This is a genomic window from Tropicibacter sp. Alg240-R139, assembly GCF_900537075.1.
Lineage (GTDB): Bacteria > Pseudomonadota > Alphaproteobacteria > Rhodobacterales > Rhodobacteraceae > Falsiruegeria.
This window is the reverse complement of sequence record NZ_UNRA01000008.1, coordinates 37,177-60,714: the sequence shown is the minus strand read 5'-3', so window position 1 is coordinate 60,714 and position 23,538 is coordinate 37,177. Positions and strand designations below refer to the sequence as shown.

Genomic DNA, 23,538 nt, shown 5'->3' with positions numbered 1-23,538 from the left:
GATTTTACGTCCCCGAGGTGCCTGTTGATGCCAAGGCGTCAGCCAGGCAATCGTCCCATTGCCCTAGGATCGTCTCAAGCCCATAGATGTCTCGAACCTCTCCTGCTCGCCCCCCCAACTGCTGACGCTGGTCAGGGTCTTGCATCAGCTTCTGAAGCGCCGTTGTCATGCTCGGAACATGATCCTGATCCGGCAACAGGATGCCCCGTTGTCCGCCATCGGTCAGATCCCGTGGCCCGGCCGGGATGTCAAAAGAAATGCTCGGCAAATCATGGGCCATGGCCTCGAGCAGAACATTGGGAAACCCCTCGCAAGACGACGGCATCGCAAAGATGTCTGCCCGCGTGTACCAATCAGCCAGATTGCCGACAAACCCGGGTAGATGAATTCGGTCCGCCCACCCCGCTGCGGCTACGCCTTCGACATATTCAGACCGATGTTCGCCCTCGCCCAGGATAACCAAATCCCATTCTGATTCTGGCTGCGCACGTTGGAATGCCTGAATCAACATATCAAGGCGTTTGGTTGCATGCAGCCGTCCCACGGCCAGTACCAGCTTGCGTTCTTTAGCCAGGATATTGTCCGGAGACAATTTGGAGGGCCCCGCTGGAAGAGGTAGAACAACTGGGTTGGCGATCACACTCAGCTTGGCGCAAGCAATGTTTTCAGCGACCCAATCCCGGGTGGTCTGCGTCTGCACGCCAACACAAGCCGCCCTGGGATAAAGCCACTTGCGGACCAGTTCGTAGCTGCGTGGCAAAGGCGGGCTCATTAGAGGAGGATGAATTCTCTCGCAGGCGATAACCGGGATGTTCGTCCTAATCGTTGCCGCCAAGGCCGCAATATTCACATTCGGCAGAAACGAGACGATCACGTCTGGGCGGGTTTTTCGAATGTGGCGCCTGAGGACAACGAGACGCTGTAATTTGCTCGTGTTTCCATTGACATGATCAGCAAGATAGTCGACGACCACGCCAGAGTTCAAAGTGTAGCTGCATTCTCCTCTGCCAGAGAATGTCGGCATCAACGTAACGTCGTGGCCGCGATCCACCCAGGCATTAGAGAGCAGCGCTGCGACGCGTTCAGCACCTCCGCCTTGCAGGGACGAGACCAGGAAGAGAATATTCATTTCGAAAAGCCCCTTTCGAGAGCTGTTTGTACGAATTTTTGGTGCGTGAAAATGAATGTGTACAAAAAACCTGAATTCAGCCTGATTTCAGTCGGCGTTTCGATATTCCTATTCTGGTTTGCAAGCAACCTGCCTTTGGGTATTTTTACGCTCGGAGGCCCCCCCCCCATTCTGTCCTATCTGGCCTTCATCGGGTTTGGTGCTGCATGTGTGCTCTGGCAGGCGTTCGAAAAGCGACCAATCCTGGGCCAGGATGATTGGCAAATCGTGCGGCCCTTTTTGTACTGGATCTACCTCTGGGTGATCTGGACCCTGATCAGCTTTCTGGGGTCATCTCAATCACCCGTTGCCACGCAGGTTATGGTCAACCAGCTTGAAATGGCCCTGATCTTGCTGTTCCTGATCGTCCTGCTCTTCAATCATGTCACGCCCCGCATGATTGGGTGGACACTGGCTGCAACGGCTGTATTCGGGGCCATCGTCACGATCCAGGATTTCATGGTGCCGACCTACTCCACGGTACCGGGACGCGCCGCCGGATTTTATCTCAATCCCAACATTGCCGCCTTCATCCTGATTCAGCTCATGATCATGGTGCTCCCCTATCTGTGGGTCTCGCTACGCTGGCCCTTTGTGGCGCTGGTCAGCATTGCCGTCTTTCTGACATTTGCCCGTGCCGGTTGGCTGGTGCTGTTCATATCACTCTCATATCTTTTCTGGGCCGGCCACCTGGGGTTCCAACGCATACGCGCCGCATTGGGCCTAGTGGCCATCGGTCTGATCGGACTGCTTGGGTATGGCATTCTGAGCGGTGCTCTGGTCGAGGTCCTGCTGGACACCTCATTGGCGCAATATCTGGACAAGAACACCCTGGCACGTCTGGGATTTGTCAAATTTGCCTCAGATTTTGCAGCTGACGAACGGTCTGACGCCCTGTCTTTGGCTCTGGGCGTCTTTGCCAGCGGCGGCAAGCCATTCTTGGGCCTGGGCCTAGGATATACCCGTGAATGGGAATTTCCGGCCAGCACCCATAACATGTATGCCCTCTATCTGGTCGAAGGGGGGATTGTCGGCCTGATCCTTTATCTGTCCTTGATCGGGATGCTGCTGTGGCGGTCCGAGGGGCGGATGCGCCTGGTGGCCATCAATATCGCAATTTATTCCTTCTTCACCCACAACCTCCTCGATTCCCCCGGACGCCTTATTGTGATTGCCCTTATTATGACACAGCTCCTGCAAAGCACGAAAACCTATTCCTCTTCCCATTTTCCTGAGCAACGGAATGTCTGAGCAGACAAAGATCACCCATATCATCACCGGATTGAAAATGGGCGGCGCGGAACGCTCGTTACACAATCTGCTGTCGAACAAGCTCGGTCAGAGCGCCTCTCATTCTGTCATCTCCCTGCGCGACGAAGGGGTCTACGGCCCACTCCTGCGGGATCTGGGGCATGAGGTGCACTGCCTGAAGCTCGGCCACAAGACTCCGGGTGGCCTGTTCAGACTGCGCGCGCTGATGAGGCAAATTAATCCGGATCTGGTACAGGGATGGATGTATCATGGCAACATTGCAGCCCGCATCACCCAGATCCTAGGCGGAGCACCCAGGCCGCAGGTCTGGAACATCCGCCAATGCCTGTATGACATCCGCGATGAAAAATTGGGCACCCAATGGACCATCCGCTTTGGAGCCTGGCAATCAGCGCAGTCGGACAAGATCATCTACAACAGTCGGTTGGCACAAACCCAGCACGAGGCTTTTGGGTATGCAGGGCAAAAAAGTCACCTGATTCCAAACGGGTTCGACACAGCAATCTGGGCTCTGGATCCCGACACCCGCCTGCGCATCCGCAAAGAGATTGGCCTACCCGATACCGCCAAGGTCATTGGCATTGTCGGCCGCAACCACCCAGACAAAGATCTCATCAATTTCCTGCGGGCCCTGCAGCGCAGCATGTCCATGGATCCCGATGCACACGCCGTCATCGTCGGCCGAGACTGCGAGCCCACGCGTCCAGACCTGCAGGCGCATTACGCCGCACTGGACATGGATCGGGTGCATATTCTGGGGCAGCGCAGTGACATCCCCGCTGTCATGACCGGATTTGACCTGCTGTGCTTGAGTTCAGCCGCCGAGGCCTTTCCCAATGTCCTCGGCGAAGCCATGGCCAGCGGTCTGGCTTGTGTCTCGACCGATGTGGGGGATGCCGCCCATGTCCTTGATCAGGCAGGTATTCTGGTTCCACCACGCGATTCCGATGCCCTGGCGCAGGGCCTGTCACAGGTTCTGGGTCTCTCACCCCAAGAGCGCGCCCAGATGGGGGTACGCGCTCGGAAGCGTATTGAGGCGAATTTCAGCCTGACAAGTACCAATGATCAGTATATCTCGCTCTATGAAAATTTATTAAATAGGCAATTGTAATGTGTGGAATTACCGGCTTTTGGTCAGCCAATCCTATTGACGCCCCCGCCAATCTCGCCCGGCATATGGCCGAGGCCATGATCCATCGCGGCCCCGATTCTTGCGGGGAATGGACCGACGACACGCGCGGGCTGGCTTTGGCACACCGCCGTCTTGCCATTATCGATCTATCCCCCAGCGGACACCAACCGATGCAGAGCAACAACGAGCGCTACATCCTTAGCTACAATGGTGAAATCTACAATCACCTTGAGATCCGCACCGAACTTGAGATCCAAGGGCACAGCACCTGGCGGGGGCATTCGGACACCGAAACCCTGCTTGCGGCGATTTCCCAATGGGGGCTTGAGGGCGCCCTGCAACGTTGCAATGGCATGTTCGCCTTTGCCCTGTGGGACCGGGACAGCGAAAAGCTGTTTCTGGCGCGCGACCGGATGGGGGAAAAACCCCTGTACTATGGGCGCAATGGCAACAGCTTTCTATTCACCTCGGAACTGAAAACCCTGCGCCGTCACCCCGATTGGCAGGGCACCATCAACCGCAATGCTCTCGCCTCGTTCACCCGACACAACTATGTCCCCGGCCCGCATTGCATCTATGAGGGTCTGTTCAAACTGCCACCTGCCCATTTCTTGGTGGTCTCTGAAGATGGTCGCATGGTGTCCGAACCCATATGCTACTGGAGCTTGGAAGACGCGGTCACCCAAGGACAGAACGACCCGCTAACCTGCTCGGATCAAGAGGCGACCGATCAGCTCGAGGCGCTTTTGATGGATGCAGTCGGCCTGCGTATGGCAGCCGATGTGCCACTGGGGGCCTTTTTATCGGGTGGGTTTGATTCCACCACCATCGTGGCCCTGATGCAGGCACAGGCCCAACGCCCGGTGCGCACGTTTTCGATCGGGTTCCACGAAGAGGGGTACAACGAAGCCGTACACGCCAAGGCGGTGGCTGAACATCTCGGCACCGATCACACCGAGCTGTATGTCACCCCCGAGGACGCTCTGGAGGTGATCCCCAAGCTGCCTGCAATGTATGACGAACCCTTCAGCGACAGTTCGCAGATCCCAACCCATCTGGTCAGCAAGATGGCACGCGAGCATGTGACCGTCAGCCTGTCGGGCGATGCCGGCGACGAGCTGTTCTGCGGCTATAGTCGCTATGGGTTGGGCTATCGGGTCTGGAACAAACTGCGTGTCCTGCCCGGTTTTGCCCGCAAGGGGCTGGCAGGTGTGCTGCGGACCACACCGCCGGGGCTGGTCGATGGCGCCATGCGTATGATGCCTCAGAGGTTGCGGTTCCCAGCTGCTGGAGACCGGATGCAGAAGCTGGCCGAAGTGCTCGAATACGGCTCTGGAGAAAGCTTCTACCGCGCCCTCGTCTCACATGAAAAAAACCCCGAACAATTGGTTCCGGGGTCGCAAGAGGTAGGAACTGTTCTAACCGATCCGCAAAGCTGGCCACCGGTGTCCGATTTCCGGGAACGGATGATGTATCTGGACATGAAGACCTATCTGCCCGACGACATCCTGGCCAAAGTCGACCGCGCCAGCATGGCTGTCAGCCTTGAAGGCCGGATCCCACTGCTGGATCACCGAGTGGTGGAATTTGCACAACACGTGCCCATGCACATGAAGGTGCGCGACGGACAGGCCAAATGGCTCTTGCGTCAGGTGCTCTATCGCCATGTCCCCAAGGCGATCATGGATCGACCCAAGATGGGTTTCGGGGTGCCGATCGAACATTGGCTCAGCGGCCCGCTGCGCGATTGGGGCGAAGCACTGTTGGATGAGACCCGCTTGAAAAACGAGGGTTTCTTTGATGTGGCCTACGTCCGTCGCCTGTGGGACGAACATCAATCCGGCGCCCGGCGGTGGCATTATTACCTGTGGGACATCCTGATGTTCCAGGCTTGGCTAGAAGAACAGCGCGCGCCCGTCTAACCCGCATTCCCTGGAACGCAAAAGCGCCAGAGCAGATCCCTGCCCCGGCGCTTTGTCTTATTCGAGGGTAAAACCTCTTACAGCCGCAGATCCACGTCCTGCGCGGGCAGTACCGATTTCACATCATAGAGCACTGCGTTTTCATGCCCCAGGGCGCGCAGACCTGCCGCCCCTTGGGATTTGAACTCTTCATGGGCCACCGCCAGGATGATCCCATCATAGCTGCCTGTTTCAGGGGTCTGCGTCAGAGCGAGACCATATTCATGCATCGCCTCACCCGCGTCGACCCAGGGATCATGCACATCGACCTGGACGCCGTAATCCTTCAACTCGGAAATCACATCGACCACTTTGGTGTTGCGGATGTCGGGGCAGTTTTCCTTGAAGGTCAGCCCCAGAACCAGAACCCGCGACCCTTCGACATGTAGGCGGCGCTTGATCATCGTCTTGACCAGTTGACTGGCCACATAAGCGCCCATGCCATCGTTGATCCGGCGTCCGGCCAGGATCACCTCGGGGTGATAGCCGATCGATTCCGCCTTTGAGGTCAGGTAATAGGGGTCGACCCCGATACAATGCCCCCCCACCAGACCGGGCCGGAACGGCAGAAAGTTCCATTTGGTGCCGGCCGCTTCCAGAACCGCCTCGGTGTCGATATCCATACGATTGAAGATAATCGCCAGTTCATTGATCAGCGCGATGTTCAGGTCGCGCTGCGTATTTTCGATCACCTTGGCCGCTTCGGCCACCCGGATCGAAGACGCCATATGCGTGCCCGCAGTCACGATCTCGGCGTAGAGCGCATTGACCATTTCGGCCACTTCGGGCGTCGAGCCTGCAGTGACCTTCTTGATGGTGGGCAGGCGGTGTTCCTTGTCGCCGGGATTGATCCGCTCGGGGCTGTAACCGGCGAAGAAATCGGCGTTGAACGTCAGGCCCGAGACGCGCTCGAGCACCGGCACACATTCCTCTTCGGTGGCGCCGGGAAAGACGGTGCTTTCATAGATCACGGTATCGCCGGGCTTGAGCACCTGCCCCACGGTTTCCGAAGCCTTGCGCAACGGTGTCAGATCCGGGCTCTTATTGGCGTCGATGGGGGTCGGCACTGTGACGATGAAAATGGTGCAGTCCCGCAGATCTTCGATGTCGGCTGTATAGCTCAACTGGCTGGCGGCCTTCAGTTCTTCGGGCTCGACCTCAAGTGTGCGATCTTCGCCTGCGCGCAGCTCGTCTATGCGAGGTTGATTGATGTCGAAACCCACTATGGAGCGTTTCTTTCCAAATTCAACAGCCAGAGGTAGGCCGACATAGCCAAGGCCGATAACGGCGATTTTGGCGCCAGAAAAATTCATCATTTTTTCAAAAATCACTCACTCATTTTCCAAATTTATCTTTTCGTTTTCAAAGGCTAAATGAGCCATCTTTCTGACGATTATAGACTTAAACGGAATCCCTCTGCGGCCCGTACGCTTCACAAACAGATCAGCTTCCAACGGTGTTCGCGGAGAAAAATATTTCTCGAAAACTTCATCTATCTCTTCAACACTACGATAATACGTCCAATCGTCGAGCCACTTGCAGAATTCTTCCGACCATTGCCGAACATTTTTTTCCCCATGATGATAACCACCGCCTAGAGCACGCCAAAACATCGCATAATTTACTCTGAATGAACTTCCCTTAGGGAACCAATGTAAAAACGGAACACCACAATGGCCTTCACGCCAAACCCCTCGATCCGGGAACATACTGAGAACTTTACCGCCCGGCTTAAGCACTCTAGCCATTTCTGATACCACAACATCCAGATCAGGCACATGCTCAAGTACTTGGTTACTCACCACAATGTCAAAGTAGTTTTCCGGAAATGGGATGGTGTCTCCCTCCATACGAAAGATGGTTTCTCCAAACTTTTCCCCCAAAACTTCCCCTGAATAATCACCGCCATCGTAAAAGACATCACAACCAAACGCATTTACCCCATGGCGTCGCGCTAAATCAACAATAGCACCAGCACCACAACCATAATCAAGCATTTTCCCATTTTTTGGAGTCGTTTTCTCGGCCCATTGCACGACGTATTCGTAGTTAGTCATTCTCATAGTGTCTTCTCCATTTTGACGGTCAAGAAATTTATGAAAATATCAGTTGATTAGTCCAAAATTCCCTGCCGTAAATCTTCAAATTATTAGGTTACCCCAATCGGTAAGGTGATCAAATTTTCTCTGATTTTGATATTCTCACTCAACCGAGTCGACCTTACTGCATGAAGATCACCCTTGGAGCGTTTCTTCCGAACTCCACAGCCAGAGGCAAGCCGACATAACCAAGGCCGATCACGGCGATTTTGTCGTTTTGTGGCATAGATGTTTTCCTATAGATTTTTTAATTATGGCGCTTGGAACATACCAGATTAATGACACTGGCCAGGTGTTCTTTCGTTGAGCGGGTTACGAAACTTTTTTAAATACGAATTCATTACACCCCAATCCACCACCGCAAGTTCTCAACTTTTCAAGCACAAATCCGCGCGTCTTGAGAAAGGCAAAAATCTCATCGGGCTTGGCAACCTCGAAAGGGTATCCGCCGATCCAATCAACCAGGTCGTGCCAATACGACATCCCGCGCGCGGATCGATAGTTGATGATCCCGCGGAAGTACTCAAACGGTCGACCTTTTACGGTTTGCACCAAAAGCCTGCAAAGTTCGTATGGTCCCATAATGAGAACAGCCCAAGCTGGACGCAAAAACGCCGGCAATTTGTTGTAAATTTTTTTGAAAAAAGTCCACACCCTCGATTGAAAGCCCTGATCATTGTAGATTGAGATGAAGAAGATGCCACCGGGGGCAACGCGGGACTGCGCATTTTCAATCGCCTCCCACATGGACCCGGTGTGATGCAGCACACCCCAAGAATACACAATATCAGCTTTATCGTACTGTTCCACATAGGCCGTGTCCAACACAGAACCTGCCGCGATCTTCCAATCTGGGTCATCGGGAAAATAGCGCTGACGTAATTCCTGTGCACAGCCCACAGAATCGAGGTCATAGTCAAAAGAGAACACTTTTGCTCCCAGCCTGCGCGCTGAAAGACTGAATAGACCGCTGCCAGAACCGATGTCTAGAAAGGTCTTGCCATCCAAGCGCTCGACATCCAACCGATCCTTCAGCGACGCCTCTGCTTCGGCAATGCGATCGTCATCCAGGACTTTAAGAAAACTCGCCCAATTGGCTCCAAAACCAAAACGTTCACCACTATTCACTTCATGCATATGTTGATTCATAACAATCTCCCGCAACAAATTATTTATCGTAATAATCCCTGAACCAGGCAACAAATTTGGCGATCCCCTCTTTGACATCCGTGTCCGGGCAATAGCCGGTCAAACGCTTGAGAAGGTCGGCATTGGCCCACGTGGCTGGCACGTCACCCTTCTGCATCTCCATGTAGTTGCGGATGGCTTTCTGCCCCAGTTCTTCTTCAATGGCGTCGACGAAATCAAGCAGCTTGACCTTGTCAGAGTTTCCAATGTTAACGATCCGGTAGGGTGCCACAGGGGACAGGCTATCGCCTTCTTCGATATCTTCGGCCGAAGCGGGACGTTCCGGCACTGCGTCGATCAAAAGACGGATGCCACGCACCAGATCATCGACATAGGTGAAATCGCGATACATATCGCCGTGGTTGTAGATGTCGATCGGGCGTCCATCCAGGATCGCATCCACGAATTTATAAAGCGCCAGATCGGGGCGCCCCCAGGTGCCGTAGACCGTGAAGAACCGGAACATGGTCGTCGGCAAGTTCCACAGATGCGCATAGGAATGCGCCATGCTTTCATTGGCCTTCTTAGTGGCGGCATAGAATGTCAGCGGCGTGTCGCATTTTTCGACCTCGTCAAACGGCATCTCTTCGTTGGCCCCATAGACCGACGAGGTCGAGGCCATAAGCAGATGCTTGACCTCCAGTTCGCGCGCGGCCTCCATCACGTTGAAGGTGCCGACAATGTTGCTGTCGAGATAGGCGCGCGGGTTTTCCAGGCTGTAGCGAACCCCGGCCTGTGCGGCCAAATGCACGATGACATCGGGCTTGAACGCCTGCACGGCCTTGGCAAAGGCTTCGTCCTTTTCCAGATAGGCCTCGGTCGCCGAAAACCCCTGGTTCTGCAGCAGCATTTCATGACGGCGGCGCTTGAGGGTGACGTCATAATAATCCGTCATGGCATCAAAACCGTGAACTTCGTATCCCTCAGACAGGAGCAATTTCGCTAGGTGAAATCCGATAAAACCGGCCGTACCTGTGACCAATACCTTTTGCATTTTAATCCTCAACCGCAATCAATTCTCCACCTGCTCTTACCCGACTGGGAACTGATTGGGAATTGTCCATACAGGCAATTCCTGAAACTCCTGTGCGACATGCAAGCCCATCACCGTACCAGAGAGAGAACGTTCCATCATAGCATGCTTGGGGCCGCGAAAGCACGGCCCCAAGCATGGTTCCAGATTTTCAAACCAGGTTCACAACGCTGCGATCACAAAAGCCAACAGCTCGTCATAGCGCACACCATAGCGCTCGCCCGCTTCGACCCCCGGAGAGACGGTGTCGTCCGCACCATCGGTGCGCCCGGGGCTGGCTTCCCAAACATCGTGGCACAGGATTCCGTACTCGGTGACATCCAGCCCCTCAGCAACAAAAGCATCGCGGACCTCTTGCGCGATCACTCCGAAATGAATCCGCGCCTCGTCACCCTTTTGCGCATGGGCATCCTTCCAGCGGAAGGCACGGATCATGCACTTGATCTTCTTGGCCACACGGCGTTCGGCCCGGTTGAGGCTGCGGATGTCCCGCTTTTCCCGCTCATCCGACGTGTTGATAGCCCCATTGGTGGCATAAATATTGCCCCAGCGTTGCGACGCAGTCCCAAGGTTAGAAGCCCCGTCCGCCGTCGGCCGCAAACCGCCCCCGTAACACTGAACCACCGAACTGCCGCCGGGGGCCAGATAAATACCGCCCGAGCCCGAAGAGAAGTTGGCGAAATTTGCCCCGGTATCTGAACCAAAGAACCAATCATCACTGCTCGACAGAGACACCGCCATGCGATCAGTACCTGAACTGTCCTTGATGCGCAGGCTGTACTGGTTTTTCAGATAGATGTTTTCCGGAAAACTCCATCCCCCCTGAGCCGATACAGAAGTCGGCGCATCCCAACCGTCATCCCCGAACGCCAATGTCGACTGGCCACCCTCTGAGGTCTCGCGCAAAATCAAGTTGTTGGCATTCCCGAGATTCGAAATCGATTTAGCTCTGGTGTTGCTGACATCCCAGCGACAGCCAGAGGTCCCCAGGGCAAAGGTCACATTACAACCACTTGATGACGGTTGGTTCCCGGTGAATACGGCATTCGACATCTCGACAAGAACGTCGCCCCCGATCCGACACCCCGTGGTCATCCCGCCATTAGTACCGCCGGGTCTTGTCCCTGCCTGGATTGTCAACTTGCCAAACAGGCAATTCGACAGCATGTGGGACCCGGTGTCGACCAACAGAATTCCACCATTAAAGCTGCCTGCATACCAGTTGGAGATCCGATGGTACAAAGTGGCCGTCCCCGCCTGCCCGATCTCGATATCATAGCCATCGCCACTGGTGTCAGCCGTTGCAATGGTATGGATGGGATCAACAACAAGAACATGCGCCCCGGTGGCTTTGATCGCACGCCCCTGGCACCAATAAGATGCGCTACGCAGGAATTGGAAACCGTTGCCGGACATAACCACATTGTCACCGCTGTATTCCGGAATGGCATCGGTGCCACCTTGCAGGATCAGACCTTCAAGCGTCACCCGATCCCCGCTGCCGCTGATCAGCGGACCATCAGCATTTTTCTGCAAGATCGCCGAGCCAGCACCCACCAACCGCTGGTCATTGTTGGGCATGACCAAACCCGATACCCGGTACGTGCCCTTTGGAAAGAACACATCGCTGCCTGTATCGATGGCAGCCTGAATGGCAGCAGTGTCATCCACCACCCCGTCCCCCAACGCCCCGAAAGCGCGAACGTTATAGCCCCGCTCACCACCCATCACACGGAACTTGACCCCTCCCGCCGTCGTCAGATGGTGATCTGTGGCCTCTGCCTCTACCACACGATAGGTGACCGTATTTCCGGCAACCGAAAAGCTTTCACCGACCCGCACCACGCGCGCGCCCCGACGTTCTTCGTAGCACAAGACAGTGTCCTCTAGGACATCCTGACAGCAGTCCCATTGTCCCGACAACAACATCGCGCTTGAGGTCCCGATCTGTACAGCGTCATGCTCCGTCAGGACATTGCCCTGAAAATCTTTTGTCACGACCCGATAGATTCCATCAGTCAGGTAGCACAGGTCGAACACACCATCTGGCCCCGAGAGGATCGGATTGGCCTGCTTGTGCGTCAGATTGCTGTCCCTGTAGATGTTGGCCAAAATATCCTGGTCTTTGACGAAGATGTATCGACGTGCACCTTCAAGTGCTTGCCCGTTTCTTTCTGCACGCGCACCATTTTTGAGATGTAGTAATCCCACTCTGTGTCTCCTCCAGGGGCCTTTGCCAAGACAACAAAGCAATCCCCAGCCCTTGTGATTGAAGTGAGAAACTATTTTTCACATGCGCTCTTTACAGCGGGACACCAGAACGCGCGACGCATACGCAACACCGGCCTGAAAACAGTCTCTTGCGCATGGATCAATCTCTGTGCGATGGCTCCTTCCGAAATTTACAGAAAATCACCTTTGCCTGACACACAGATATTGCAACAGAACGGATAGGACGCCGAACATGAACGAGAAAAAGCGCACGATTGCTTTGGGCGCAAACACCTCCCAATATGTCTGGTCTACCCGCTCTGAACTGATCAAAGTGCTGATAGAAAGGGGGTATCACGTTGTCGTGCTGGCCCCGCGCGATCAGTTTTCACAGAAGTTCTCGGCCATTGGTGCCGAATACATCGAAATCCCGATGAGCATGAACACCAACCCCGTGTCGGATTTCGGGATCTTCCTCAAATTCCTCAACGCCATGCGCCAGAGCAAACCAGACGCCTATCTTGGGTTCACGGTCAAACCCAATGTCTACGGCTCGCTGGCCGCCAATGTCCTGAACATCCCGGTCATCAACAACATCGCTGGGCTTGGTGCTCCCTTTGTGACGAGATCCGCCATCACGCGCATCGTGAAACAACTGTATCGGGCAGGGCTGGCGAAGTCGGCCTTGGTCTTTTTTCAGAACCGCGACGACCACGCCCTGTTCCGCGATGAAAAAATCCTGCGCCACGATCGCACCGACATTCTACCGGGATCAGGCGTTGATTTGACGCGTTTCAAATACACGCCCCGCGTACAGAATGATCCCCATACTCCTTTCCGGTTTCTTCTGGTCAGTCGAATGCTTTGGGACAAGGGCATCGGTGAATACGCTGACGCCGCACGGGACATCAAGACACGCCACCCCAACACCGAAGTCTACCTGCTAGGATCCATGGGCATCGACAACCCGGCGTCCATTCCCTCCAAAACCATCCAACGCTGGGTGAAGGAGGGAATCGTTTCCTACCTGGACTTCAAAGAGGATGTCATTCCCGAGATCATCGCAGCCGATTGCGTGGTCCTGCCGTCCTACCGCGAAGGGACACCCAGAACCCTGCTAGAAGCCTGCGCGATCGGGCGGCCGATCATCACGGCGGACGCCGTAGGATGCCGGGATGTGGTGGATGATGCCGTGAACGGCTTCATGTGTGCGCCCAAAGACAGCCGCGATCTTGCGCAAAAAATGGAACAGATGATCCTTCTAGGCCCGGATGCACGCATTGAAATGGGACGGCAGGGGCGACTAAAGATGGAAGCGCAATATGACGAACGCACCGTCATCGGGAAATATCTGGACACCCTGAAACAGACTCTACAAGGATAGGCCGGTTTGAGGAAGCTCGGTCGAAACTCTATGTCGTGCAAACGGTTGTTCGACCCGCGATTTCGCGCTTATTGAAACTCAACGTTTCTTCAATAAGTTAGTCCAAGGGACTTCGTATAGTGTTACGCGTTAATATATGGCGTTTTCTTGCCTTCGTCGCCGCCATTCTTCTGGTGATTTCGATTTCCGGCTACCTGTTCCCGGCAAAGCCACCTTTGTCTCAACAAGAGCCAAACGATGCCTTTGATGCTGATCTGTATTGGCGAACGCAAACGCTATCAGAATGGACCGAAGAGACGAAAAATGTCGTTGGCGAAACGACCGACCAAAGAGAAACTGCCTTGCATCTTCTCGATCTTGCGGACCGACGGGCCATCCACCTGCGAACTGGTCCCGGACAGCATAACCTGCAGTCGAACTGGCTTTCTACTATGTTAGCGGCATACGATAACTGATTTGCAGTCCGGCAGTCAGAACGCGATCTGCTTTTGGGCAATGCTTCGTTCTTCTGCAGTCAGGTTTCTCACCTGTTGGCCCGCACCTTGAACAGGTTCGGCATAAAATCACGCATTGTGGGATTGAACGGACATGTCGTTGTCGAAGCGTTCTGGGATAATGAGTGGCACATGCTCGACCCGGACTACGGAGTCACGATACAAAACAGCTCTGGCGAAATCCTGTCGGTTCAGGACATCATTTGGGCACAGGCTGAAGCCTTTTATCGGCCTGAAATAGACAACAGAGATGAAGACGCATTTTCAGGTATGTACGCAGCTCTGAAAACCGCCTTTTCAACGCAAGACGATAACGAAATCCTTGAGCTGCCAGAAAGCGAATTGGATCTTCTCCTGTCTGGCCCCAAGAGGTTCATCCTAGCGTTTACTTTGGACATCCTAAAATGGGTAATTCCGGTTGCCGTCTTGATCTTTTGGGGGATGTCAGAACGGCGGAGAGCAAAGTCCAAACCAACCATCTCGGCGTGATCAGGAACGGGTTAACCAGCAGGTATGGAAAAGAAATCTCGTAGCAGATTGTTACGCTTGAGTACCTTTGCGGCCTCGCTTGTTCAAGAGATCCAACGACGGCTCATCTGGTCCCTGATGTTGTGCAATCTGAATTCCGTGACGCTCGCCACGCAAATCGCGACCAGATTTGCCGACACGACCATGCAGGCTCCGGATATCCAGATGGATGCGTCGGGCATGATCTGCGAGACCACAACAATCACCGTGAAATGGATCAGATAAAGCGAATAGGAGTAGCTTGCCAGAAAGGACACGACCCGCGGCGCGACCACCCATCTACGGGCACGACCGGGGAACCATTGGCTGTAGATGATCATCAGCGCGACAGGGAGCACCAAAAGAACCATGAAGCTCAGATCATAGACATCAACCATGGAAAACTTTTTGATGTTGGCCGCGTAATCGACCAGCACGTACATCGCGAACATCCCGGCCATAATCAACAGGGTTCGGGCGGACATCCACCCTGGGTTCCATCGTCTGTTCAGGTAATAGAGCCCTGCCCCCGCCAGCCAGACCCATGTCAATCCGCTGGAAAACTCGTTTTCACTCAGGATGTTCAAGGCCGGCACCGCCCCGCAGATGCCAAGGGCAAGCAGAATCCAGGGCCGCCCCAACTGATGGCGAAAAAAGAAGACGATGCCAAAACTCATGTAGAGCCACCATTCAAAGCTGATCGTCCAGAACGGGCGCGCAGACCCGAACTGGTTCACCTCCCACAACAACGCGCGTCCTACAGACCCAACCACAGGGCGAACCTGCAACATGAAGATGTTGCCTAGGAATTCCTTGAGCGTCACCTGCGGCGCAAACTCATACGCCCCGAAAACCCCGGTCCGAACGATGGTCACATCTACTAGGGCAATCAGACACAGGCAGAGCAGATAGGGTGGGAAAATCCTTGAAAATCGCGAGATGAAAAAGGCCCGGAACCCTGCTCCTCTGTGCCGCAGGTTCTCGGCTGAATGTGTAATGAGGTACCCCGACAGGACAAAAAACACCACCACCGGCACGGCAGCGATGTCCCGCAAAGCAGCGCTGCTCCCCAATATCCCGAAGATATGCCCCAACAACACCATCTGTGCCGCAAGCGCACGCATGAGATCCAAAGTGTATTTGCCTTCGGAAGAAATCCGTAGTGGGGTCTTCGGCGTTGGCGTCTTTGGGCTGGTCATGCAGGCGTGGACCTTTCAGAGACTGTTGCGTTTGAGAACCTTGGTCACGGTCTTGAGCAGAGTTTGAACATAAGCCGCGACAGAAGCATTGCGCACCCAACGCAGATCCTGGGCGGTGCGCTGTTCGGTGGTCTCGACCGTGGAATCCACCTGGGCAAAGCCGGTGATGCCGGGGCGCAGCAGGTGGCGGTCCTGCCAGACCTCGGGCGTGTAATCGGCCTCTTGCACCGGCACGTCAGGGCGCACACCCACCAGCGACATATGCCCCAACACCACGTTCAAAAGTTGTGGCAGCTCGTCCATATGGGTGGGGCGCAGCACCTTGCCCACCTTGGTGATCCGGCTGTCGTTGGCCGATGTGGTCTGAAATTGCGCGCGCGCCTCTTCTGAGGGTGCGCCTTTGTGTTCATCCCCCATCATCCGGCTTTTATCGGTGTACATGGTGCGGAACTTGAAGATCTTGAAGGGGCGTGTCCCCTGCCCGACCCGGATCTGCTTGAACAGCACGCTGTCGCGGTCCTCTAGCCAGATCGCCAGTGCCGCAATCAACATCGGAATGGCAAACAAAAGCGCCATGGGCACCGCAATGCACAGATCGCACAGGCGCAGGGCCACCACGGTCGCGGTTTTGGGTTTCCGAATAGAGCTGTGCGACTGCGACATGTCAGGGTCTTTCTCTAACAAAGGGTTTTAGCGTTCAATAAGCGTTTATCTTGGACAGGGTCTCTTGCGTCAGCGGCAGATCGGGCAGGATCTTGGCCATCCGCTCAGCCGTTTTGCCATCCCCATAAGCGTTTTCAAACGGGGGCTGCAAGGTCAGCGCCGTCTGAAAGGCCGCGCGCATCTGTTTCAGATCGATGTCCGGGCAATCCACCACATTGGCATTGCGCAAACGGCCATTCTGACGATCGCCCAGGTTCAGACAGGCCAGATCAAAGCTGGCGCTTTCGATGATCCCCGACGAGCTGTTGCCGATCATCAGATCGCAATTGGCCAGACAATTCAGGTATTCCGATCGCTCCAGATGCGCCAGGATGCGGAAGCGTCCCCCGTGTTCCGGGCTGGCAGCAAAACGATCCAGCTCCTGGTCGATCAGCTCGGCACCCGCATCCGAGTTGGGGCGCATGATCAGCCCGTGACAGTCCTGCTCCAACAGCAGCTGCAGGATCTGCGCAGTTTGCTCGGCGGCTTGCGCGGCCTGCTGTACCACCGGGTGAAACACCACCAGAACCGGGGCGCCGGTGACCTTCAGATCAAACCGCTGGCGCAACCAGTTCGGGTCGCGCGCGGTGCCCTCTCTCACCCCAACCAGACCCGGCGCGCCTGTGGTCCAGATGTGATCTGCCTGCTCGCCCATGCGGCGCAGGCGGTCGGCGGCGTCACCATTGGCGGGGAAATGGAAATGCGCCAGCTTGCTGATCGCGTGGCGAAAGCTTTCATCCAGCGTGCCCGAGACCTCGCCGCCGTGAATATGGGCCACATGGATGCCCAGATGGACAGCCGCCAGCGCAGCCGCCAGCATCTCGCCCCGATCGCCCAAAACCAGCACCAGATCGGGGCGGTCGTCTTGCCAACAATCGAGAAAGCCCAGCAGTTCATGCGCCAGTGCCTGGCCCATCTCGGCCCCATCACGACCGCTCAGTTCCACCGGAATGTCGCGCGCGATGCGCAGCCCGCTTTGGACGATGTCGGCGCGGCTGTTGCCGTATTTTTCCAGCAGGTTCTGACCGGTCACCACGCAGGCGACATCCAGACCCGCTTGGGCGTTCAGATGCTGCAACACCAGCCGCATCAGGCCGAAATCGGCGCGGCTGCCCGTGACGTAATGGATCTTCATCACCCGCTCCCTTACAGCGAAAAGCCATCGTCAATGACCAAGTTCTGGCCCGTAACGTATCGCGCGTGATCCGAAAGCAAGAACACCAGACCGCCGGTCAGATCATCGGCATCCAGCATTCCCTTGGTGCCGCAGAACTGCGCATAAGCCGCCAGGAACGATGGCGCCTGCCCGTCCTCGACCCCGCCTGGGCTGAGCGTGTTCACCCGCACGCCAGACGCCTTGTAATACTGGGCGAAATAACGGGTCAGATGCACCACCCCGGATTTGATCGCGGCGTATTCCACGGGCATGGTCATGGGCGTGTTGTCATAGACCTCGAACCTTGGGGCCATGACGCCATAGATCGAGGACATGTTGACGATTGCGCCGCCTTTCTGCTCGGCGAAATAGGCCGAAAACACCTGGCTGGTCAGGAAATAACCGCCCAGGTGCAGGGACATGTTTTCGCAGAAATCGGCATATTCCACCTCTTCCAGGCGGCGGCCATAGTTCTTGTTGCGCGGGTAGGCGTTGTTGATCAGCCCGTCGATGCGGCCAAAGCGGTCGTGCAGCGTGGCGATCCCGGCCTCAAGGCTGGCCTTGTCGGTGATGTCAAGTTTCAGTGCGATGGCACGGCCTGTGTCCCCGCCCACGGTTTGCGCGGTCTTTTCCGCAGCCTCAAGGTTCAGATCCGCCACAACGGCGATGCCGCCCTGATCGGCGATGGCCTGACAGAACCGCGACCCGATCAGCCCGGCCCCACCTGTGACGACGATAACCTTATCCTGCAACATGATCTCTCTCCCGGCTCAGCGCGCGTTCATCAGCATTTCGACGAACTGGAAATCCAGCTCGCTATCAATATCGACCGAGCGGTCCTCGGGCATCACATGCAGCCGCGTGCCCGGCTCAAAGAGCGAGGCCTGATCAAACAGCGCCTCCCGCGTCCAGCCATAGATCGAGGCGTTCATGTCATAACATTCCGGCGCATCCTGACGGCGCACCACGGCGCCTTTGGGGGCCTTGGACAGGCTTGGCACGCCGTTTTCGTCACATTCCACCAGGTTGAAATAGGGCGAGCGGCGCGCGGGCGCCCCGGTGATGACATTGGTGGTGCCGGGTTGTTTCAGCAGGTCGGCCACCGCCGTGATGTCCGACACCGCCCGCAAAGGCGCTGTGGCATCCAGATCGATCAGATGATCAAAGGTCTTGCCGGTTGTGGCCTCGGCCTGCTGGAAACAGTGCTGGATCACCGGCAGCTTGGCGGCTGTGTCGGTGGCCAATTCATCGGGGCGTTTGATCAGGATGTCGGCCCCGGCCTTGCCTGCGGCGTCAAGGATGGCGTCGCTGTCGCTGCTGATGGCGATATGTTCGAACAGGCCACTGTCCAGGATCTGCTGAACAGTGTGCGCAATCAACGGGCGACCCGCGATTATGCGAAGGTTCTTGTTCTTGACGCCCTTAGAGCCGCCACGCGCACAAATCGAAGAAAGTATCACGGTGTTATCCAAACATGTTCTATTGAGGCCTGCCGCGCCGCATCCAGCAGGCGCATCAGCGCCAGCCCCTGGGGCGCGGTACAGCACAGCCCGGTGTCCGGCCCCATGGCATCGCGGTGCATGGCGGCATAGGTCTCGTTTCGTTCAATCGGTTGATCATCGGCGGCACCGTCGATCAGGATCCGGCTGCCCACCAGATCGGCCACATAGGTGCGGGTGGTGGTGTTGACCACGATCTCGCGGCGGGCGGTGCGGTTGAGGTAATTCACATGCACATGCACCACCGGGCAGCGCGGGGTGTCCAGCAGCAGGGAAAAGGCATCGTCGCTGTCGATCTCAAGCGCGCTGGTCTTGCCGCCCATGGCTGTGACCCGCGACCAACCGCCCAAAAGCCAGATGGTGTAGTCGATATCGTGGCTGAGATCCAACAGCGCCCCGCCGCCTTCGTCGGCGCGCGCCGAATAGCTGTCGCGGTAATCCGTGCCCGGCCGCCAAGTCGGCAGATACTGCCCGACATAGGCCTGAAAGGTGCAGATCGTCTGCCCCTGCAACAGCTCTCGCAGGCGCAGCAGGATCGGGTGAAAGCGCAGGTTATACCCAACGCGAATGGCGTCCCCCATCCCCTCGGGGATGTCGTCCAACTCGGAAAACAGCGGCTTTTCCACCAGGATGCGGCCCGCGTAACCCAGCGATTTCAGCGCGTGCAGCGTGCTGAGGTGTTCCGATGTGCGGTTGGCGATCACCACGTAATCGGGGGCAAAATCGCTCAACGCCAGGTCCAGCGATTGATAGCTGCAGGGATGGTCGATGGCGCGGCGGCTGTAGATGGCCGTGCTCAATCCCAGCTCGCTCAGCACCGCGTCATGGCGTTTGCCGATAGAACCATAGCCGATCACCAGAGCCTGTTGCGCCATCCGTGTCATTCTCTCAACTTCTGTCGATCTTCATCTTAATCAAAGGCTTGATCAAAGGCAGGTTCACTGCGGTCAGTAGCAAGCTGGCCCCCACAAGAGAAGCAAAACCCAGCCAGATCGGCATATCCGGTGTCACCGTTGCCAGATAGACAAAAGGTGCCAGCCCCAGGGTCAGTTTCACCAGCATGAACAGCACCGCCCGCACCGTCGCCCCGCTGGGTAGCCCCCATCCGAACGTGGCCCCCATGCACAGGGCGGCGGCAACAATATGGAACATGACAAAGCCCGAGGCAGCCGCGTTTTCGCCCCATCCCAAAGCGAGCACAACGCCGTAAAAGGCCACGCCTGCGCCCAGACCAATAAAGCTGTTGATCATCATCAGGGTCGGACGCCCTTGGGCGTTGAGCGCCGTGGCGCTGAGTTGCAACAGCGCATACAGCGGCAGAGCGGCGACCAGCACCCGCGCGGTCTGGGTAATGCGGGCGCTTTCCGCGGGCGTCATGGCGCCATGTTCAAAGATGATGCGCACGATGGTGGGCATGAACAGCCCGCCTGCTGCTGCGGCCACACAGGCCAGGGTCAGACCGGCCAGCATCCCCTTGCGGGCGTAATCCTCGAACGTGTCGGTGTCGGCGGGGTCCAGCCCCGCAAGCGTCGGCAGAAGCACGATCACCACCGGCGCGATCAGCAGGGCAGCGGGCAGTTCGAACAGTTTCTGAGCGTAATTGAAAACCGCCATATACCCCTCACCGTTCAGGGCATGCAGCGAGCGGAACACGATGGCCGCACCGACGATGACGCTGAACCCCAGGGTGCCCACGACAAATTTGCGCATCAGCCCCGGCGGCCAGGGCGGCGGGGTGCCTGTCGGTTTGCGCATCGTCTCGGGCATCGCACGCAACTGAAACAGAAGCCGCAGCACCGCCGCCAGCAGCACCACCCCGGCAAAGCCCACAAGCTGGGCGGGGTCCACGAAGGGCAGCGCCAGATAGATACAGATCGTCCCGTTGAAGACCAGCACGCTGAGGCTGGGAATGGTAAAGCGGCCCACGGTGTTGAGATAGCTGGTTGAAACCCCGATCAGTGCCGCCACCGGCAGCGCCATCAGACTCAGGTTGAAGCCCGGGACAAAATCCGGCAGCGCGGCAAAATCCACCCTCGGGATGAACAGGCGAATAACCGGCTCGGCGAACACTGCGATCAACAACGCCAGCACCACAAACCCCAACGCGATCACCAGGCTCGACCGGCGCGTCAGAAACAGCCGATCCGTGCCCTTGTGCTGTTTGAGCACTGGCACAAGGGCTGCACTGAAGCCCCCTGCCAGCAACAGCCCCACCATGAAATCAGGCAGGGTCAGGATCAGGATCGCAGCGTCTGCCTCGGCCGTTGTGCCCAAACGCCCCGCCAAAAGAGTTTCACGAAGAAACCCAGAGAGACGCCCCAACAGCAAGGCAAAGCTGATCAGGGCAGAGGCGGACAGAGCGGATTTCATAGATGGTTCTCTAATTCAAAGCGTTTGATGATATATCTTGCAGAGGTCTCAGCCGACCCAGGCGACGGGAATGCTCAAAGGGGTTTCTCCTCGGACAAACCACGCCAGTATTTTGGAACCAAGGCCCAGACCACAATCGGAAAGGCCGCAACAACACCGAGCCCTTCCAGTATGAACCCAGGCAACAGACACAACAGCATCACCCGGCGCATCCCCTGAACGACCCCGCGTTTGATCAGCAGGCGGACCACATAGATCAGCAGGACCACAAGGAGCGCAAGATAGACATAGGCCCTTGGGTTGTTGTGCAGAAAGCTGACAATGATGGTGCCGCGCATCACGTAAGCAATCAGAATATTGCTGCTTCCCCCGACATCCACATACCCGACATCCCCTGCCAAAGCACCGATCACCTTGTCACTGACACCGATCACCAGAAACGCCAGCATGATCAGAAGCGGAATGACCTCTTTGAGCCGCAGTCCACGCTTGTAGACGACGTAGCAAAAGAAGATCGACGCCTGCAGCAAGGTGGCGCTGCTGAAGACACACAAGAGCGCCCCAAACGTCAGCACCAGCCCGGCGTTAAGGCGGTGGAACATAACAAAATAGACGCTCACCAACCCGATGGCCGCCAGCCCCGACCGCAAGCTCAAGGCAAAGGGCATCAAGAGCAAAATCAGAATCACCAGCCACATTTTCTGGCGCGCCAGCAGAAACGAGATCGGCGCCGCATAGAGCGCATAAAAGAAGTAGTCATGTGGGCCGAAATGAAAGATGGGGTAATAAAGAAGCCACCGGACCAAATGCGCATTCAGCTGTGACAGAGGCTCGAAATCTGACCAGATGTAAAAATACTGGATGTGGTTCATCTGCGAGAAGAACCCATCTTGCCACCCCAGAAACTGAAGGTTGTCGATCTCGGTGTCCGGCAAAATGACTATTCCTGCCATGGCAAAAATCAGGAACAAGCCCATCCACAAAACGGTGGTTTTTCGAACGACCAACACGTTAGCGCCTCACCTTCAATAGAGTGTTCATGGGGGTAAACGATCCACGCATACTGACTTAACCGCTGCGCTGGCGCAAACGGCCATTCAAGTATCGCTGCATCGGCATCTCACACAGGATGTTGGCCACATGCGCAACCCCCATCGCCACACCAAAGAACACAACCCAGAGGGCAACCCCCTCAAGCGCGAGGTGCCCGCCCAGCTTCGATACCAGCTGAAAGCTGAACCAATGGGTCAGATACAAGGGATAACTCAGCCGCCCGACCTCATGTGCGATCTTCTCGCCGATCCCGGACAGTTTGCAGTTGTACGAGAAATAGACCGCAGCAATGGATAACCCCATCAAGGCGGTGAACAGAACCGGGTCCTTGCCGATCTGGACCGGGGTGATCAGCGAGCAGAACGACATCACGCTCAAACAGACCATGGCCGCCAAGGCAAACCCCCGCTGTTCACGCTTCTTGAAATAGAGAATGAGCATCCCGCCCAGAAAGAAAGGCGCAAAGGTCACAGGCATAACAAAGCTGTACCAGGCAAACTCGGGCTCGAACGCCAGAACCTTGTGGATCGAAGCAAGCTGAAGCAGCACCAACGCACCAAAAACCAGGAACAGCTTTGCGTTCAACTGCTTTGGCATCAGCAGAGCCACGATCGGGAACAGAATGTAAAAGACAAACTCGATCCCCAGTGACCAAGCCCCAATGGTGTTGGACATCAAGGCCGGCATGTGAAAGGCAAAGGCCCCGGTTGCGGTCATGATGAACCGCGTGATCACGTCGATATCAAACTCGGGCTTCACCGCCACCCGCAACAGCGCCATGACCAGAGCTACAATCGCCAGCAGCGGCAACACCCGGCTCATGCGTTTGTACAAGAAGACATAGAGGTCCCGCTTGCTGATCACCTCGGAAAACTTGTGCTGGTAGATATGGGAAATCGTCAGCGCCGAGAGCACAAAGAAAGTGTAGACGGGAAAGGTGCCAAGGCTTTCGACCTCTCCATATCCCTGCCACAGCATAAAATGATAGGTCGCCACAAAGATTGCGCACACACCGCGCAACAGATCCAGTCCATGAATGCGCGCGGCCTGTCTGGCCTGCGGGATCGAGGTCGCGGTCTGCTCGGGATGTGCTGTTGTGTCTGACATGTC

At 56.3% G+C, this 23,538-nt stretch carries 21 protein-coding genes; 6 read left to right on the top strand and 15 right to left on the bottom strand.

All coding sequences use genetic code 11. From position 1 onward, the window contains the following. Positions 1-4 precede the first annotated feature (4 nt). Complete coding sequence (locus G6R15_RS21375; protein WP_164662054.1) at positions 5-1,129, bottom strand: glycosyltransferase family 4 protein; 1,125 nt, start codon at positions 1,127-1,129, stop codon at positions 5-7. A 51-nt stretch (positions 1,130-1,180) separates the two neighbouring features. Between G6R15_RS21375 and G6R15_RS21370 the strand changes: the two genes are divergently transcribed. Genes G6R15_RS21370 through asnB form a run of 3 tightly spaced genes read left to right on the top strand, consistent with a single transcriptional unit; the run spans position 1,181 to position 5,494 of the window. Further along, the gene (locus G6R15_RS21370) at positions 1,181-2,419 is read left to right on the top strand and encodes an O-antigen ligase (protein ID WP_164662052.1); all 1,239 of its coding nucleotides are present in this window, start codon (positions 1,181-1,183) and stop codon (positions 2,417-2,419) included. Continuing rightward, positions 2,412-3,551 (top strand): glycosyltransferase, encoded by a 1,140-nt coding sequence (locus G6R15_RS21365; RefSeq protein ID WP_164662051.1) that lies wholly within the window; start codon positions 2,412-2,414, stop codon positions 3,549-3,551. Before G6R15_RS21370 ends, G6R15_RS21365 begins: the two co-directional genes overlap by 8 nt. Beyond that, positions 3,551-5,494 carry an asparagine synthase (glutamine-hydrolyzing) gene (gene asnB, locus G6R15_RS21360; RefSeq protein WP_164662049.1) on the top strand — a complete coding sequence of 648 codons (1,944 nt, stop codon included), beginning with the start codon at positions 3,551-3,553 and terminating at the stop codon, positions 5,492-5,494. The genes G6R15_RS21365 and asnB overlap by 1 nt, the downstream gene beginning before the upstream one ends. A 77-nt stretch (positions 5,495-5,571) precedes the next feature. Here asnB and tviB read toward each other — a convergent pair whose 3' ends face one another. The 5 genes from tviB to G6R15_RS21330 all read right to left on the bottom strand — a co-directional run bounded on the left by tviB (position 5,572) and on the right by G6R15_RS21330 (position 12,064). Continuing rightward, positions 5,572-6,846, bottom strand: a complete 1,275-nt coding sequence (gene tviB, locus G6R15_RS21355) for a Vi polysaccharide biosynthesis UDP-N-acetylglucosamine C-6 dehydrogenase TviB (RefSeq protein ID WP_164662047.1) — start codon at positions 6,844-6,846, stop codon at positions 5,572-5,574. An 18-nt stretch (positions 6,847-6,864) separates the two neighbouring features. Next, complete coding sequence (locus G6R15_RS21350) at positions 6,865-7,590, bottom strand: class I SAM-dependent methyltransferase (RefSeq protein ID WP_164662046.1); 726 nt, start codon at positions 7,588-7,590, stop codon at positions 6,865-6,867. A gap of 354 nt (positions 7,591-7,944) precedes the next feature. Next, positions 7,945-8,781 carry a bifunctional 2-polyprenyl-6-hydroxyphenol methylase/3-demethylubiquinol 3-O-methyltransferase UbiG gene (locus G6R15_RS21340; RefSeq protein WP_164662044.1) on the bottom strand — a complete coding sequence of 279 codons (837 nt, stop codon included), beginning with the start codon at positions 8,779-8,781 and terminating at the stop codon, positions 7,945-7,947. A 19-nt stretch (positions 8,782-8,800) separates the two neighbouring features. After that, the gene (locus G6R15_RS21335; protein ID WP_164662042.1) at positions 8,801-9,814 is read right to left on the bottom strand and encodes an NAD-dependent epimerase/dehydratase family protein; all 1,014 of its coding nucleotides are present in this window, start codon (positions 9,812-9,814) and stop codon (positions 8,801-8,803) included. Between the two features lie 201 nt (positions 9,815-10,015). Further along, positions 10,016-12,064, bottom strand: a complete 2,049-nt coding sequence (locus G6R15_RS21330) for a glycosyl hydrolase family 28-related protein (RefSeq protein ID WP_164662040.1) — start codon at positions 12,062-12,064, stop codon at positions 10,016-10,018. Positions 12,065-12,317: 253 nt separating this feature from the next. Here G6R15_RS21330 and G6R15_RS21325 point away from each other — a divergent pair, with 253 nt between their 5' ends. The 3 genes from G6R15_RS21325 to G6R15_RS21315 all read left to right on the top strand — a co-directional run bounded on the left by G6R15_RS21325 (position 12,318) and on the right by G6R15_RS21315 (position 14,431). Then, positions 12,318-13,448 carry a glycosyltransferase family 4 protein gene (locus G6R15_RS21325; protein WP_164662038.1) on the top strand — a complete coding sequence of 377 codons (1,131 nt, stop codon included), beginning with the start codon at positions 12,318-12,320 and terminating at the stop codon, positions 13,446-13,448. Between the two features lie 119 nt (positions 13,449-13,567). Continuing rightward, positions 13,568-13,903 (top strand): hypothetical protein, encoded by a 336-nt coding sequence (locus G6R15_RS21320; protein WP_164662037.1) that lies wholly within the window; start codon positions 13,568-13,570, stop codon positions 13,901-13,903. 123 nt (positions 13,904-14,026) lie between these two features. Next, positions 14,027-14,431 carry a hypothetical protein gene (locus tag G6R15_RS21315; protein ID WP_164662035.1) on the top strand — a complete coding sequence of 135 codons (405 nt, stop codon included), beginning with the start codon at positions 14,027-14,029 and terminating at the stop codon, positions 14,429-14,431. 83 nt (positions 14,432-14,514) lie between these two features. Here the strand turns inward: G6R15_RS21315 and G6R15_RS21310 are convergent, their stop codons facing one another. From G6R15_RS21310 to G6R15_RS21270, 9 genes are all read right to left on the bottom strand, one after another. Beyond that, a complete protein-coding gene (locus tag G6R15_RS21310) occupies positions 14,515-15,648 on the bottom strand; it encodes an acyltransferase (RefSeq protein WP_164662033.1) in 1,134 nt (377 codons plus the stop codon). Positions 15,649-15,663: 15 nt separating this feature from the next. Next, entirely contained in the window at positions 15,664-16,311 is a 648-nt protein-coding gene (locus tag G6R15_RS21305) for a sugar transferase (protein ID WP_164662031.1), read from the bottom strand. Positions 16,312-16,345: 34 nt separating this feature from the next. Next, a complete protein-coding gene (gene neuC / locus G6R15_RS21300; RefSeq protein WP_164662029.1) occupies positions 16,346-17,485 on the bottom strand; it encodes a UDP-N-acetylglucosamine 2-epimerase in 1,140 nt (379 codons plus the stop codon). 11 nt (positions 17,486-17,496) lie between these two features. Next, positions 17,497-18,261, bottom strand: a complete 765-nt coding sequence (locus G6R15_RS21295; protein ID WP_164662027.1) for an oxidoreductase — start codon at positions 18,259-18,261, stop codon at positions 17,497-17,499. 15 nt (positions 18,262-18,276) lie between these two features. Then, positions 18,277-18,966, bottom strand: coding sequence for an acylneuraminate cytidylyltransferase family protein (locus G6R15_RS21290; RefSeq protein ID WP_205520613.1), 690 nt, complete (start codon positions 18,964-18,966; stop codon positions 18,277-18,279). Continuing rightward, positions 18,963-19,889 carry a Gfo/Idh/MocA family protein gene (locus tag G6R15_RS21285; RefSeq protein WP_205520611.1) on the bottom strand — a complete coding sequence of 309 codons (927 nt, stop codon included), beginning with the start codon at positions 19,887-19,889 and terminating at the stop codon, positions 18,963-18,965. The genes G6R15_RS21290 and G6R15_RS21285 overlap by 4 nt, the downstream gene beginning before the upstream one ends. A 4-nt stretch (positions 19,890-19,893) precedes the next feature. Further along, the gene (locus G6R15_RS21280) at positions 19,894-21,375 is read right to left on the bottom strand and encodes a lipid II flippase MurJ (RefSeq protein WP_164662024.1); all 1,482 of its coding nucleotides are present in this window, start codon (positions 21,373-21,375) and stop codon (positions 19,894-19,896) included. A 74-nt stretch (positions 21,376-21,449) separates the two neighbouring features. After that, the gene (locus tag G6R15_RS21275) at positions 21,450-22,385 is read right to left on the bottom strand and encodes a hypothetical protein (RefSeq protein ID WP_164662023.1); all 936 of its coding nucleotides are present in this window, start codon (positions 22,383-22,385) and stop codon (positions 21,450-21,452) included. Positions 22,386-22,443: 58 nt separating this feature from the next. Beyond that, positions 22,444-23,535, bottom strand: coding sequence for an acyltransferase (locus tag G6R15_RS21270; protein ID WP_164662021.1), 1,092 nt, complete (start codon positions 23,533-23,535; stop codon positions 22,444-22,446). Between the last annotated feature and the right edge of the window lie 3 nt (positions 23,536-23,538).